Annotated in this window: 11 protein-coding genes; 3 read left to right on the top strand and 8 right to left on the bottom strand. The window is 70.6% G+C overall.

The features are described 5' to 3' along the window. Positions 1-46: 46 nt before the first annotated feature. The 4 genes from ACWGIG_RS27850 to ACWGIG_RS27835 form a co-directional block, all read right to left on the bottom strand. Positions 47-1,804 (bottom strand): LCP family protein, encoded by a 1,758-nt coding sequence (locus ACWGIG_RS27850; protein ID WP_453324425.1) that lies wholly within the window; start codon positions 1,802-1,804, stop codon positions 47-49. Positions 1,805-1,902: 98 nt separating this feature from the next. Next, complete coding sequence (locus ACWGIG_RS27845) at positions 1,903-3,666, bottom strand: LCP family protein (RefSeq protein ID WP_453324424.1); 1,764 nt, start codon at positions 3,664-3,666, stop codon at positions 1,903-1,905. Between the two features lie 231 nt (positions 3,667-3,897). Beyond that, complete coding sequence (locus ACWGIG_RS27840; RefSeq protein WP_453324423.1) at positions 3,898-5,313, bottom strand: LCP family protein; 1,416 nt, start codon at positions 5,311-5,313, stop codon at positions 3,898-3,900. Positions 5,314-5,489: 176 nt separating this feature from the next. After that, the gene (locus tag ACWGIG_RS27835; protein ID WP_453324422.1) at positions 5,490-6,257 is read right to left on the bottom strand and encodes a TIGR03089 family protein; all 768 of its coding nucleotides are present in this window, start codon (positions 6,255-6,257) and stop codon (positions 5,490-5,492) included. A 138-nt stretch (positions 6,258-6,395) separates the two neighbouring features. On the opposite strand from ACWGIG_RS27835, the gene ACWGIG_RS27830 reads away from it, so the two are divergent. After that, the gene (locus ACWGIG_RS27830) at positions 6,396-7,658 is read left to right on the top strand and encodes a peptidoglycan recognition protein family protein (protein WP_453324421.1); all 1,263 of its coding nucleotides are present in this window, start codon (positions 6,396-6,398) and stop codon (positions 7,656-7,658) included. Positions 7,659-7,842: 184 nt separating this feature from the next. Beyond that, positions 7,843-8,925 carry a sugar phosphate nucleotidyltransferase gene (locus ACWGIG_RS27825; protein ID WP_453324420.1) on the top strand — a complete coding sequence of 361 codons (1,083 nt, stop codon included), beginning with the start codon at positions 7,843-7,845 and terminating at the stop codon, positions 8,923-8,925. 45 nt (positions 8,926-8,970) lie between these two features. Here the strand turns inward: ACWGIG_RS27825 and ACWGIG_RS27820 are convergent, their stop codons facing one another. From ACWGIG_RS27820 to ACWGIG_RS27805, 4 genes are all read right to left on the bottom strand, one after another. Further along, positions 8,971-9,852 (bottom strand): DNA-3-methyladenine glycosylase family protein, encoded by an 882-nt coding sequence (locus ACWGIG_RS27820; RefSeq protein ID WP_453324419.1) that lies wholly within the window; start codon positions 9,850-9,852, stop codon positions 8,971-8,973. Between the two features lie 358 nt (positions 9,853-10,210). Continuing rightward, positions 10,211-11,521 (bottom strand): coenzyme F420-0:L-glutamate ligase, encoded by a 1,311-nt coding sequence (locus tag ACWGIG_RS27815; RefSeq protein ID WP_453324418.1) that lies wholly within the window; start codon positions 11,519-11,521, stop codon positions 10,211-10,213. Then, positions 11,518-12,474, bottom strand: a complete 957-nt coding sequence (cofD, locus tag ACWGIG_RS27810) for a 2-phospho-L-lactate transferase (RefSeq protein WP_453324417.1) — start codon at positions 12,472-12,474, stop codon at positions 11,518-11,520. The genes ACWGIG_RS27815 and cofD overlap by 4 nt, the downstream gene beginning before the upstream one ends. Positions 12,475-12,487: 13 nt before the next feature. Further along, on the bottom strand, positions 12,488-13,057 hold the full coding sequence (locus tag ACWGIG_RS27805) for a cysteine dioxygenase (protein ID WP_453324416.1): 570 nt from the start codon (positions 13,055-13,057) through the stop codon (positions 12,488-12,490). A gap of 772 nt (positions 13,058-13,829) precedes the next feature. Between ACWGIG_RS27805 and ACWGIG_RS27800 the strand changes: the two genes are divergently transcribed. Then, complete coding sequence (locus ACWGIG_RS27800) at positions 13,830-14,093, top strand: WhiB family transcriptional regulator (RefSeq protein ID WP_030927001.1); 264 nt, start codon at positions 13,830-13,832, stop codon at positions 14,091-14,093. The last annotated feature ends 225 nt before the right edge of the window (positions 14,094-14,318 follow it).

Below are 14,318 nucleotides of genomic sequence, written 5' to 3'. Positions count from 1 at the left end.
GCCCGGGACTTCACGTCCCGGGCCCCCTTCCTCGTACACAGCGGGATCAGTCCTTGCCGTTCCACTGGTACACGCCGTACACGTCCATGCAGCCCTTGTCGTTGCCCTTGACCGCCTCGGCGGACTTCGGGACGTCGCCCGCCTTCGGCACCTCGGCCTTGGGGTAGGAGGTGCCGGTGCGCCAGTCGGAGCCGACGAGCAGGGTCACGCCCGTGACGTCCGTGGACCTGCTGACCGCCGAGGACGGCAGGCCGAGCGCCTTGGCCACCGCCTGGGCGTCGCCCTCCAGCTCGGCGCTGGGGAACTTGACCGTCGTCCGCTCGGTTCCCTGGCCGTTGCCGCCCGTCCTCGCCCGGGGGTAGCCCTTCTCGGACAGCGTCTGCATGACGGCCTTCGCCCGGCCCGGAGTGCGGCCCTCCGTGTCGCTGCCGGTGCTGTTCTGCACGGTGACCACCAGCTCCGCGGGGCCGACCGAGGGCTTCTTCGCGGGCTTCTCGGCGGGCTTCTTCGAGCCCTTGCCGTCGGACTTTTCGCCGTTCTTGTCGAACGGGATGTCGTCCTGGAGCAGCTTGAGGACCTTGGGGGAGTCCTTCGGGTCCACGACGTAGTGGGCGAGGGGGTTCTTCGGGTCCGCGATCGTCGGCAGCGAGGTCATGGTGATGCTGTCCGAGGGGACGTTCTTGAGCTCCATCGCCAGGTCGAAGAGCTTCTTGGGCGTGCCGATCTCGTCGGAGACCTGCAGGGCCTTCGTCGCGGTCTCGGCGAGCGAGGTGATCCGGCCGACGTTGGTGAAGGCGTCCTCGTCCTGGAGCTGGCGCATCATCGAGTTCATGTACATGTGCTGCGCCTTCGCGCGGCCCTTGTCGCTCCCGAACGCATGCCGGGTGCGCAGCCACCTCAGGGCGTCCTCGCCCTGGATCTTGTGCGGGCCCTTGGCCAGCTTGAGGCCCGAGCCGCCCTTCTCCAGCCTCGTGGGCTTGTCCCACACGCCCTGGTTGAGGCAGACCTCGACACCGCCGACGGCGTCCGACATCTGCACCACACCGGAGAAGTCGATCATCAGCCAGTGGTCGATGTAGACGTTGGTGAGCTTCTGCCAGGTGTCCAGGACACAGCTCGGACCGCCGCGCGCCAGCGCCTGGTTGATGATGGTGTTCCCCGCAGGGGTGACCTTCTTGGTCGTCTCGTCCCTGCACTCGGGGATGTCCACCCGGGTGTCGCGCGGAATGCTCACCACCGAGGCGTGCTTGCGGTCGGCGGAGACGTGCAGCAGCTTCTGGACGTCGGCGAGCGGCGGGTTCTTCGTCAGGTCCTTGCCGCCGCCCAGCTTCACGTTCTTGGGATCGGCACGGCTGTCGGAGCCGATCAGCAGGATGTTCAGCGGGGTCTGCCCGGCCGCGTTCGCCTTGGGCTTGTCAGGTCCTTCGCCGCCGCTGCGGGCGCTGCTGCGCAGATTGTTGTTGAGGTGCTGGTAGTAGAGGTATCCGGCTCCGGCCGTGCCGAGGATCAGCACGGCCAGGCCTATCGCGACCCCGCGCAGGACGCGTTTGCGCCGGGACCCCTTGCCGGCCTCGGGACGCTTGCGGCGTGCGCCGCCCCTGCGGCGTCCGCCTCCGGCGCCGCCGCTTCCGGAGTCACTGCCTCCGGAGTCGCTGTTTCCGCCGCCGCTGTTTCCGGCGCCGCCGCCCCCGGCCTCCGGCGCTTCCGGTGCGACCGACCCGTGCTCCGCGTCCTCGTAGAGACTCTCGTCCCAGCCGAGGTTGCGGGCCCGGGTGCCCTCCCCATGCACACTGCTGCTGCCCACCGGGCCCCCACTCTTCTTCAGATTTGTTCTGTGGTGCGTCGTGCTCTGCGCGTCGCCGCGTTGTTACCTGGCTTGTTGCTGGGCGCCGTGACCCCAGGTCACTTGGCGCACACCGACTTGTCGGCGTTGGCCTGCTGGATGCCTTCGGGCGCCTTCGACGGTCCGCCGAGCGGCTTGCCCGCGCCGTCGAAGTCCTTGCCCAGGGTGAGCGTCATCGGCTCGCGCTCCGCCGCGTCCTGCCCGGTCGGCTTCAGCGCCGAGGAGGGCAGGCCCATCATCGCGGCGAGCGCACGCGCCTGGTCGGCCTGGTTCTCGCCGTACTCCAGCGTGGTCTTCGCGATGTCGGGCTTCGGCGAGTTGCCGCCGTTGGTCGCCAGCTTGGCGCCCTTCTCCAACTGGAGCCAGGACAGCGTCTCCTGGGCCGCGCCGCCTTCGCCGCTCCCGTTGAAGACATTGACCCTCACGTCGTCGGCCGCGGCCTTGGGCCCCTTGAGCAGGGCGTCCTGCTTGGCGTTGGCCTGGGCCTTGTCGGCCTTCTCCTTCTTCTTCACCTCGGTCAGCGAGATGTCCGACCGCATCATCGCGAAGAGGGGATCGGCCTTCTCGGGGTTGACGACCACGGTGGCCTTCTTGCGCGGCGGCTCGTCCGGGTTGTCCAGCACCGGCAGGGTCGTGAAGGTGATGTTCTTCGGGTCGACCTTGCCGACCTCGGTGGCCAGCGACTTCAGCTTGAGGATGCTGCCGATGCCGGAGTCGACGGTCAGCGCCTGGGTCGCCGCCTCGGCCAGGCCGTACAGCTTGGCCGGGTTGGTCAGCGTCTCGCTGGACTTCATCTTGCGGATCATCGAGCCGAGGAACTGCTGCTGCGTCTTGATCCGGCTGAGGTCGGACTCGTCGCCGAAGGCGTGCCGGGTGCGTACGAAGGCCAGCGCCTCCTCGCCCTCCAGGGTGTGCGTGCCCTTGGCGAGCTTGAGGTGCGACTTCGGGTCGTCGACGTCCTTGGCGACGCAGACGTCCACCCCGCCCACCGCGCTGGTCAGCGTCTTCACCGCGTTGAAGTCGACCATCATGAAGTGGTCGACGGTCAGCCCGGTGAGCTGCTTGACCGTGCGCATGGTGCAGCCGGGGTCACGGTCGGACTGGCCGAGGCTGGTGTTGAAGCGTTCCTTGGGACTGCCCGGGACGACCTTCTCCGAGCCGTCCGCCAGCTTGGTCGGGCAGTCGGGGATCGGCAGCTTCAGGTCGCGCGGGATGGACATCGCGGTCGCGTTCGTCCGGTCCTTGGAGACGTGGAAGAGGATCGTGGTGTCGGCGTGCCCGGGGCTGTTCTTGTCGCCGTAGCCGGCGTTGCCGTCACCGGTCCGCTTGTCGGTGCCGATGACCAGGATGTTGACGGCCTGGTCCTTCTTGAAGCCGCCCGAGCCGCCGGAGACGTCCACCGACTTCAGGTTGCCGTTGAAGTGCTCGTAGAGCGCCCAGGCACCGACCGAGCCCGCCACGAGGACGAAGCCGACGACGGCGCCGACGATCTTCAGCGCCTTCTTGCGCGGCTTGGCCTGCTTGCGCTTGCGGCGGCCCGCCTGCTGCGCACCGCCGCTGCCGTGACCTCTGGGACCGCCGCCCGGTGGTGACGTACGACGACTTCGCTGGGCCGGTACCTCGCGCCGGGGCGCGCCGGAGTCGCGGGCGCGGTCGCGGTGGTCACGGCTGCGACCGCGCGGGCTGCCCTGAGGCCGTACGGCACCTCTCGGGGACCCTGTGGAATCTTCCAGTCGCAGTTCGTAGTTGCCGGTGCGCGGGTTGAGAACCCACTGGTCGGCGGGGTCGATCTCGCCCGCCCCGTCACGGCTGTGCGCGTCCACGGTTGCCTGAGTCCTCCGTCGGTCCCACGCGAGGCGCCTCCCCCCAGGCGCTCGGTCATTCGGTCCAGTCGTGCGTGCGTGACCCGTGTTGCCGTGGGTGCGTGCACTGGATCGCGTCACACTATCTGCCCAGATCAGCGCCGAGCGACGGCAGTGACAAATTCCACGCCCCTTACAACCGGGCAATACCCCCAAACCGCAACGGGGAATGTCCCCGCCTTTGGAATCGCTTTACTCGCACATGCCCGTGGCGGCGTTTGTACCGGCAAAAGTCGGCGTCGGGCCGGGGCTCTGCGGCCCGGAGTCGTCCGGCTTGCCGTCACCCGGGTCCCCGTTTCCGGGTGCGACCGTCCCCGCGGAAGACGTGGCGGTGTCCGACCCGTCCGGCTGCTTCAGGGACTTGGCGGGCGCGACCGACACCGGGGCGTCCTCGCGCAGTTGCTGGAAGAGCTTCTCCGCCTGGGACTTGATCAGTTCGTCCCGGTTCGTGTCGTACCTGTAGGGCCGTCGCGGCACCGTCAGGAACTGCACCTTCTCCGACGGCACGTCCCGCATGCCGGACGCCAGGTCGTACAGGTCGCGCAGCGAGTCCAACCCCGGGTCCGTGGTGAGGGACTTGGTCGCCGCGTCGAGCACCGGGTAGAGCTTCGCCGGGTTCAGAAGGACGCCGTTGCTCTGCATCTTGTTGACGAGCGAGGCGAGGAACTGCTGCTGGCGGTCCATCCGTTCGGTGTCACTGCCACCGCCGATGCTCTTGCGCGCGCGTACGTAGCCGAGCGCCTGCTCCCCGTTGAGGGTCTGCGGACCCGCAGCGAGCTTGAGGTGCGCGTCCCTGTCGTCGATCGGCTTCTTCAGGCAGACGTCGACGCCGTCGACCGCGTCGACCATGTCCTTGAAGCCCTGGAAGTCGACCACCATGTGGTGGTCGAGGCGGACGCCGGTCAGCTTCTCCACGGTACGGATCGTGCAGGCCGTACCGCCCATCTCGTACGCCCAGTTGAACTGCGCGAACATCTCCCGGGTGCGGGTGCCGTCCGCCTTCGTGCAGCTGGGGATGTCCACCATCAGGTCCCGGGGCAGCGAGACGCCCGTCGCGCTCGTCCGCCCGCCGGCCAGGTGCAGCAGGATCGTGGTGTCCGAGCGCTGGGTGCCCTCGTCGCGGCCGTACTTGCTGTTGCCGCCGGCCCGGGTGTCCGAGCCGATCAGCAGGATGTTCAGTGCGCCGAGCGCCACCGGGGCCTGGGTGGGGCGCTCCTTCTCCCAGGCGCGGAGCTCGGCGGCGGCGCTGGTGTCCGTGGTGATGTTGCCGTCGAGCTTCTGGTAGAAGTACCACCCCGTACCGGCCGCGGCGAGCACGACGAGAGCGGCGCCGCCGGCCAGCCAGCGCACCCAGTGACGGCGGTGGGGCGGGGGAGCGGGGGTTTCTCCGGGGGTTTCCGCCGCCGCGTCCGCCGCCGCCTTTGCCGCCCCTCCTTCCGCGGCTGTTTCTGAAGAGCCGTCGGAAGAGCCGTCGGAGGGGTCGTCGGAGGGGTCTGCGGACGCCGCCGGTCCGGTCGTCTCCGCTGCGGAGGCCCCCGCCTCGGACGCCCCCGCTTCGTCCGCCGCCGGCTTGTCCGGTTCGGGGGGCGTGCCAGCAGTGTCGGTCACGTCTGCGTCCATCCTCGTGCGGGGTCGGCGGCGCGCGGGGCCGCCGATCGCAGGGGTAGACGGCTGAATTCGGCGCTTGGTTGTGCGTCTCTTCGATCATGTACCGAGCCCGCTCCCGCACCGGCGAGGCCGGGCCCCGGTCCACCGAATGGGCCGCCCCCGCAGACGTAACCGCACTACGCCTGCGCCGGCCGCCCCACCGTGTGCGTGACGCGCTCGCTCTCGACCCGCTTGGCAAGGCCTTCGGCCGACAGCTGCCCGAGGTTCCGGCAGAGCACGACGGACCCGCCTGCGGCCAGGGGGGCGTACAGACCGGAGGACAGCCCCTCCCACGTGTCGTACGAGAGTCCCGACAGCAGCCGGGAGCCCGGCCCGAGTCCGAGCGCCGCCGCGTCCGCGCGGGCACGCTCCACGACGTCGGCCGCCGTCAGTACGGCTCCGCCGACGCTCAGGGCGCTCTCGTCCGGGTCCACGGGGGCGAACGGGGCGAAACGATCGCCCTGGGACGGGACTTCGACCGCGTAGTCGGCGAAGCCCTCCGGCGGCTGCGGGAACCGGCCGCCCAGCGGACGCAGCGCGAGCGCGATCCGCTCGCCCCGGCCCGCACGCGCCGCATCGAGCGAGTCGGGGCCGCTGACCACCACGTCCGCGGACTCCGGCGCACCCAGTACGTCGGCCTCGACGCCCACCGACGAACAGGCGAGCAGCCAGACCGCGGTCTGCCAGTGCGCCGGCAGGTGCAGCGCGAGCCGGTCGCCCGGCCCGGCGGAGAGGTCGCCCTGGAGGAGATTGGCCGTCTTGGCCACCCAATTGGCGAAGGTGGCGACGGACAGTTCGACGCGCTCGCCCGTCGCGTCGTCGTAGAAGGTGACGAGGGGGCGGCCCGGGTCCGTGGCGAGCGCGGAACGCAGCAGGTCGGCAGGGGTGCGGTCGGTGGTGTTCATCCGAGGAGCGTACGTCGGCCGGCCGGGCGGGAACCGGGCCCCGCAGCGGGCGGGCCACCCGTCCGGCAGACAGACCGTCAATCGGGCCGCCAATTCACCGATGGACATATTTATATGCATATGTCCAAGATTTGGCGCATGCGTGCAATCCTTGCTTCCTCGATCGGCGTCACGTGCGCGGCTCTCCTCGCGCTCCCGTTCGTCCTGCCCGACGGCGCACCCGTGGACCGGCAGCAGCTGGCGGGTTCGCAGACGGCCGAACTGCCCGGCACGACCCGGTCACTGCCGCTGACCCCGCCGGGCGGCCCCGCGCGGGGGAGTGACCTGGCGGGCGCCCAGGTGAGTGACCGGGCGGTGCGCCACGTACCTCAAGTGGGCCTGGAGCCGCGGGGCGTGGAGCCGTTCTCGCTGGTCGGTGTGGTCTGGGAGGACCCGCACGCCGTACTGGAGGGGCAGGTTCAGGTACGCACGAGAGCAGTCGGCACCGGCGTCTGGTCCCCCTGGCAGGAGCTGGACGCGCACTCTGCCGACGGCGCCGACCCCGGTGCGGCGGAGGCGCGCGCCCACGGCTCGACCGCCCCCCTGTGGGTCGGCCCTTCGGACGGCGTCGAGGCGCGGGTCCTTCCGGCGGGCGCTGCGGGCGTCCCGCTGCCCGCAGGCCTGCGCCTCGACCTCGTCGACCCGGGCGCCGACCCGAGCCGTCCCCGCTCGGCCGCCGGCGGCCTGGAGCTCCCGGCGCTCACCAGGGCCGAGACGAAGGCCGAAGCGGAAGCGGAATCGGGGAGCGCCAAGCCGTACATCGGGGCGCGGCCGAGGATCGTGCTGCGCAAGGCGTGGGGCGCGGACGAGAAGCTGAAGGAGAAGGGCAACGTCTACACGAAGACGATCAAGGTCGCCTTCGTCCACCACAGTGCGTCTGGAAATGGGTACAGCTGTTCGCAGTCCGGCTCAGTCCTTCGCAGTATCTACCGCTACCACGTCAAGAGCAGTGGTTGGCGTGACTTCGGCTACAACTTCGCCGTCGACAAGTGCGGCAATGTCTACGAAGGGCGTGCAGGGGGTGTGGCCAAGCCGGTCCTGGGGGCGCACACTCTCGGTTTCAACTCCCACAGCATGGGCATCGCCGTCCTCGGGACGTACACCCGTGCCAACCCGCCCGCCGCGGCCGTGAACGCCGTCGCGAAACTGACCGCCTGGAAGCTAGGACTGCACGGAGCCAACCCGAAGGGCGCCGCCTACCTGACCTCAGGGGGCAGCAACCTCTACAAGAAGGGCAGGAGCGTCCGGCTCAACGTCGTCTCGGGCCACCGCGACGGATTCGCCACCGAGTGCCCCGGTGGACGTCTCTACAAGAAGCTCGGCTCCGCGAGGTGGAAAGCGGGCCGGCTCCAGGGGCGCTGACCGGAGGGGTTCGTACCGTTCGTGTGCGGGTTGCCGACGGAAACAGTGCACACCATGATGTGCGGGCCGTCGGCTGAAACGATTCGCACCGTTGTGCGGGGCACTGACCGGGACGTATCGAACAGTCTGCATACACTGGCCGCCCACATCCGGCCGGCCCCCAGCAGGAAGCAGAGACGACAAGGTGACTGAAGCGATCCTCCTGGTCGGGGGCAAGGGAACCCGGCTGCGCCCGCTCACGGTGAACACTCCCAAACCGATGGTCCCCGCGGCCGGCGTGCCCTTCCTGACCCACCAGCTGGCCCGCGCGCGGGCAGCCGGAGTCGAACACATCGTGCTCGCCACGTCCTACCTCGCCGAGGTGTTCGAACCCCACTTCGGCGACGGCTCCTCCCTCGGCCTGCACCTGGAGTACGTCACCGAGCACGAGCCGCTGGGCACCGGCGGCGCCATCCGCAACGTCGCCTCGCGACTGCACTCGGCCCCCGACGAGCCCGTCCTCATCTTCAACGGCGACATCCTCACCGGCCTGGACATCGAGGCCCTCGTCTCCACCCACCGGACCTCCGGCGCGGACGTCTCGCTCCACCTCACCCGCGTCGAGGACCCGCGCGCCTTCGGCCTCGTACCGACGGACGGCACCGGCCGCGTGACGGCCTTCCTCGAAAAGCCCCAGACCCCCGAGGAAATCGTCACCGACCAGATCAACGCGGGCGCCTACGTCTTCCGCCGCTCGGTCATCGACACCATCCCGGCCGGCCGCCCGGTCTCGGTCGAACGCGAGACCTTCCCCGACCTGCTGGCCGCGGGCGCCCACCTCCACGGAATGGTCGATTCCACCTACTGGCTCGACCTGGGGACCCCGCAGGCCTTCGTACGGGGCTCCGCCGACCTCGTCCAGGGCCGCGCGCCGTCCCCGGCAGTGCCGGGACGCTGCGGCGACCGCCTGGTCATGCCGGGCGCGACCGTCGCCTCCGACGCCAAGCTCACCGGCGGTACGGTCATCGGCGCCGACGCCGTGATCGGCGAGGGCGCCCGCATCGAGGGCAGCGCGATCCTCGCGGGCGCGGTCGTCGAACCGGGCGCGGTGATCACGGACTCCCTGGTCGGCGCCGGCGCCCGCATCGGCGCCCGTACGCACCTGGACGGCGCGGTCATCGGCGACGGCGCGCACGTCGGCGCCGACAACGAACTGCGCTCCGGCATCCGCATCTGGTGCGACGCGGTCGTCCCGGCGGCCTCGGTGCGCTTCTCCTCGGACCAGTAATCCTCGTCCCTGCCCCGCTGGACCCCCTTGGCCGGCCACCGGCCCCTACAGGTGGGAGATCCGCCCGGGGGCCCGGCGAGGGCCGCGCCGGGGCGGGGTCAGGCCGGTGAGCAGGATCAGCCGGGCGGCCCGGTGGCGCTGGCCCTCGTAGGGGGCCAGCAGCTCCAGCATGTCGGCGTCGGTGGCGTCCCGCTTCCCCGCGAGGGCGTACCCGACGATCCCGGGCAGGTGCAGATCTCCCACCGTCAGGGCGTCCGGTGCGCCGTTGCTGCGCTGCAGGGTCTCGGCGGAGGTCCACGGACCGATCCCGGGAACCGCCTCCAGCCGGGCCTTCGCCCTCTCGTACGGCATCCCCGCCGCCTCCTCCAGGCGCGCGGCGACCCGCGCCGCCCGTACGACGGTGTCGGCCCGCTTGGCGTCGACGTTCGCCCGGTGCCACTCCCAGGAGGGGATCAGTGCCCAGGCCCTGGCATCCGGCATCACATACAGATCCGGCGGCACTCCGGGTACGTCCGGCACGGGCGCGGGCTCCCCGAACCGCCGCACCAGATGCCGCCACGACCGGTACGCCTCGGCCGTCGTGACCTTCTGCTCCAGCACCGACGGAATCAACGACTCCAGCACCAGGCCGGTCCGGCACAACCGCAGCCCCGGATTGCGGTGCTGCGCCTGCGCCACCACCCGATGATGTGCGACGAACCCGTCCGGCTCGTCCAACTCCCCCATCAAATCGGGCAGTCGGCCCAGCAGCCACTCCGCCCCCGGCCCCCACGCCTCGGCGGATCCCGCGGCCACCCGCAGGGTCCCGGGCCCCTCGGGCGTCCGGCTCACCCGCCACACGGCACCGTCGGCGGCCACCCGAAAAGTCGGATCCGCCCCGCCACGCCGAAGCGGCCCCAGAACCTGCCCACCCAATCTCCCTGCCACCCCACCGACCCTACGACCCCACCCGTCCCGACCCCCCTCGGGCACGGGGGCCGCCTACCTCGGCGCGTGAAGACTCCCTCACCCCGAGCCTTCTTGGCACTGGGGCCGCTCCCTTCCCACCCGCCCTGAGCCCCCTCGGGCAGCGGGGCCGCCTACCTCACCTCGGCGTGTGAAGACTCCCTCGCCCCGAGCCCTCTTGGCACTGAGGTCGCCCCTTTCCCACCCGTCCCGAGCCCCCTCCGGGCAGCGGGGCCCCGGGGCGACCCTCACGCGAAGCCTCGCTCCACGCGAAGCCTCTCCCCACCGACCGCCCGCCCCACCCCACCCGGCCCCGCACTCAGACCCGCACCAAGCCCCCTCACCGCACCGAAACAAACTCCCCCAGGTCCCTCTCTCCCCGAGGCCCCGGCGCAGCCACCGCATGACCCACCGCCACAGCCCCCATCGGATCCCACCCCTCCGGAATCCCCAGCACCTCCCGCACCACGGACCGGCAGAACATCGTCGAGGAGACCCACGCCGACCCCAGCCGCTCCCCGGCCAGCGCCACCAGGAAGTTCTGCACCCCGGCCCCCATCGCCACCACGAACATCTCCCGCTCCGCGGTGTCCCGCCGAACGTCCCCGTATTCGTGGGACCCGTCCATCACCAGGCAGGGCACCACCAGATACGGCGCCCGCCGCAGCAGATCCCCCCGCCGCACCCGCTTCGCGATCGACTCCTCGGACTTCCCGTCCGCCCGCAGGTCCGCGACCCACGCGTCCCGCATCGCGTCGAGCAGCCGTACCCGCGACTCCTCGCTCTCCAGCAGCACGAAGCGCCAGGGCGTCGTGTGGTGCGGCGCGGGCGCCGTCACCGCCGCCGCGACCGCCCGCCGCACCGCGCCCCCGTCGACGGGCTCGTCCGTGAAGGCCCGTACCGTACGCCGCTGCGTCACCGCCTCCCGTACGGCCTCGGAGGTCCCCAGCCGGAACATGTCGTCGGCGGCGCTCCGCACCAGCGCCCGCGCGCCCTCGCCGTCCGCATCCGCGTCCACCACATGGGCGAGCCCGCGCACGACCGCCACCGGCAGCCCGTCCGCCTTCCCCTTCACCAGGTCACCGGCAGCCGCCAGCTCGTCGGCGGTCGCCACGATCGTCGCGCTCAGCGGATTGCCGTACGCATCGACGCCGCCGCGCAGATCATCGAGCACCCGCACCCCGGCGGCCCCGATCGCCACATCGGTGAGCCCATTGCGCCACGGCCGCCCGAAGGTGTCGGTGACGACGACCCCCACCTCCACCCCCAGCGCGTCCCGCACCCCGTCCCGGATCGCCCGTGCAGAGGCATCCGGGTCCTCCGGCAGCAGCAGCACGGTCCCCGCAGGGGTGTTGGAAGCGTCCACACCCGCGGCGGCCATCACGAGACCCTGCCGGTTCTCCACGATCCGCAGCGTGCCGCGGCGCGCCACGACCCGTACGGTCTCGGCGTCGATCGCGTCCTCGCGCGAGTCGGCGGCGACGATCCGCCCCTCCGCCTTGCTGACGATCTTCGACGTCACGAGCAGCACGTCACCGTCGGCGAGAGACGGCTGCGCGCCCACGATCAGCTTGGCGAGGTCGTCGCCCGCGCGGACCTCGGGCAGCCCGGGCACCGCCCACACCTGGTACGAAGGCGCATCCGCACTCATGCCCGTACCTCCGCGGCCAGCTCCAGCGCGGCCCGCGCCATCGCGGCGGTCGCCTCCAGGTCCGTCATCATCAGCGGTACGGCACGGCAGCGGATGCCCGCGTCCTCGACGGCCTGCACCGTGCCCGCGTCGACGGTGTCGACGAGCCACCCGTCGAGCAGCCCGGAACCGTAGTGCTGCGCCACGGCCGCCGCCGTCGACTCGACGCCCACCGCGGCCAGCACCTTGTCGGCCATGCCGCGCACCGGCGCGTCCCCGACGATGGGGGAGAGCCCGACCACCGGAACCCCGGCGTCCGCGATGGCTTCCCGAATCCCCGGAACGGCCAGGATCGTCCCGACGCTCACCACCGGGTTCGACGGCGGGAAGACGATGACGTCGGCCTCCGCGATCGCCTCCAGCACACCCGGCGCCGGCTTCGCCCGGTCGGCCCCGACCGGCACGATCGCCTGCGCGTCCACGGAGGCGCGCAGCTTCACCCAGTACTCCTGGAAGTGCACGGCCTTGCGCTCGCCGTCCACGTCGACCGCCACGTGCGTCTCGACGCGGTCGTCGGACATCGGGATCAGCCGCACGCCAGGCTGCCACCGCTTGCACAGGGCCTCGGTGACCGCGCTCAGCGGATAACCGGCTCCGAGCATCTGCGTCCGTACGATGTGCGTCGCGAAGTCGCGGTCGCCGAGCCCGAACCATTCCGGCCCGACGCCGTACGCCGCCAGCTCGGCCTTGACGTGGAAGGTCTCCTCCGCACGCCCCCAGCCCTGCTCCTCGTTGATGCCACCGCCGAGGGTGTACATCACCGTGTCGAGGTCGGGGCAGACCTTCAGCCCGAACAGATGAATGTCGTCACCGGTATTCCCGATGACGGTGATGTCCGCGTCCGGCGCCGCCTCTTTGAGGCCACGAAGAAAACGAGCACCGCCGATACCGCCTGCAAGAACAACAATGCGCATGCAGAGCAGTCTCTCAGGCGGTACTGACATCCCGTCGGGCAGTCGCGGCAGCCTGTACGGGGGCCTGCGCGGGGCTCTGCGCGGAGGCCTGCGCGGAGGCCTGCGCGGAGGTCTGCGAGGAGGCCTCGTACATCGGCATCTCCGTCAGCCCCGGGAAATAGATGTGCAGGCTGACGGCCGGTTCCAGTGCGTCGTTGACGACCTCGTGGACGTGGCCGGGAGCGGACACGTACTGCGCTCCCGCGCCGAGCGTCCGTGCACCCCGGTCGTTACGCTCCGTGAGCTCGCCCTGGAGGACGGTCAGGACGCCGGAGGACGCCCCGTGGTCGTGCGCCCCGCTGGCCTGGCCGGGGACCCAGCTGAGGAGCCAGACCTCGTAGCCGGGTCCGGTGCGCAGGCGGTGGTACCAGCGGGTGGTGGCGTCGTACTCGACGAGCGGGGCCCACTGCGCGCGGTCGGCCGCGATCGAGCGGGCGAGGCCTGCGAACTCGGCCACGGTGGAGGGGTGCTCGCGGGCGGGGGCCAGGAGGTGCGTGACCTCAAGGATGTCGCCGGCGATCTGGAGGTCGCTGTCGCTGTTCATGGGTGCGGGGGTTCCTCGGCAGAGAGTGCTGGGGTGTCGCAGAACGGGGGCGCCGAGCGGTCTCGCGGAGCGGTGTTGCCGAGCGATTCCGCAGAGCGTCCCGCACCGGGAATGAGGTGCGGGATGCGGTGCACACGGGGTGCGGTGTGCAGCGGGGGTTCAGAGCTGGAGCGCGGGTGGCTTCAACAGCTGTGACAGCAACAGTGACAGCGGACCGGGGCAGCGCTGCGGACCACACGAGTGTGGGTCCGGGGGAGCACTGCGATCGCTGGCATGGAATCAAAGGTGACCGGCAACGTCACCGTCTGTCAACTCGATGACCGATTTGGGGCTAATGTTTCACCTCTTCCGGTTGCAGCGGCGGGAGAAAGGTTTGTGCAGTCGCTGACGTGGAGAGACCGCGCTCCAACTGCTCGCGCGCCCCGCTGCCCGCAGTCCCCGCGGCTGTGTGCACTCCCGGACGTACCGTTGCCGCCTCGTGATCCAAATGTGATCCGAGTCGCTTCGCGGAGTGAACCGCAACAAGATCCAGATCTTTCGCGTCTTCCCTTGTGTCGGGGGTACCCGCAGTGAGGTGAGGGCATGTGTCACGGTTTTTGGCGATTTGAACACTTTCTGCATAGCCTTGGTTCCGCAGAGTGAATAACCGGCCCAATAGCAGATCTCGGCTTGACTGCCACGGAGCTACACACTTGTAATTTCACTCGTGTCGTTCGGCCGGATTCGGTAACGGCAACATCACGGGGACACAAAAGACAGACGAGGGGCGCACATGACCGAGCTGTTCCAGCAACTGCTGGTCGAGGACGCGGACGAGGAACTCGGCTGGCAGGAGCGCGCATTGTGCGCCCAGACCGATCCCGAGTCCTTCTTTCCCGAGAAGGGTGGTTCCACCCGCGAGGCAAAGAAGGTCTGCCTCGCCTGCGAAGTCCGCTCCGAATGCCTCGAATACGCCCTCTCGAATGACGAACGCTTCGGAATCTGGGGCGGTCTGTCGGAACGTGAACGCCGGAGACTGAAGAAGGCCGCTGTCTGAGCGTTATCGGGTCCGGTCCACCGACCGCCCCGCCTGCGGGCCGCTCCGAAGGGCCCCGGTGAAACGACACGGCAACCCCCACCCCCAGCGGGGCAGTGCACCCCGGGCGGCACAGCGCAACGCCCCGGCGGGGCAGCACGGCAAAACAGCACAAGGCTGTACACATCGAACGGTCCGCCGCCTGCACCTTCCCCGCAGGCCGCGGCACGGGCGGGTGTGCCCGCG

The organism is Streptomyces sp. NPDC054863, from assembly GCF_053610825.1.
This window is presented reverse-complemented; position numbering and strand designations above follow the sequence as displayed.

Bases quoted from the DNA above. Each gene is read 5' to 3' on its own strand.
- cofD (WP_453324417.1), bottom strand. From the start codon at position 12,474: ATGCGCATTGTTGTTCTTGCAGGCGGTATCGGCGGTGCTCGTTTTCTT.
- ACWGIG_RS27815 (WP_453324418.1), bottom strand. From the start codon at position 11,521: ATGAGTGCGGATGCGCCTTCGTACCAGGTGTGGGCGGTGCCCGGGCTG.
- ACWGIG_RS27835 (WP_453324422.1), bottom strand. From the start codon at position 6,257: ATGAACACCACCGACCGCACCCCTGCCGACCTGCTGCGTTCCGCGCTC.
- ACWGIG_RS27805 (WP_453324416.1), bottom strand. From the start codon at position 13,057: ATGAACAGCGACAGCGACCTCCAGATCGCCGGCGACATCCTTGAGGTC.
- ACWGIG_RS27800 (WP_030927001.1), top strand. From the start codon at position 13,830: ATGACCGAGCTGTTCCAGCAACTGCTGGTCGAGGACGCGGACGAGGAA.
- ACWGIG_RS27830 (WP_453324421.1), top strand. From the start codon at position 6,396: ATGCGTGCAATCCTTGCTTCCTCGATCGGCGTCACGTGCGCGGCTCTC.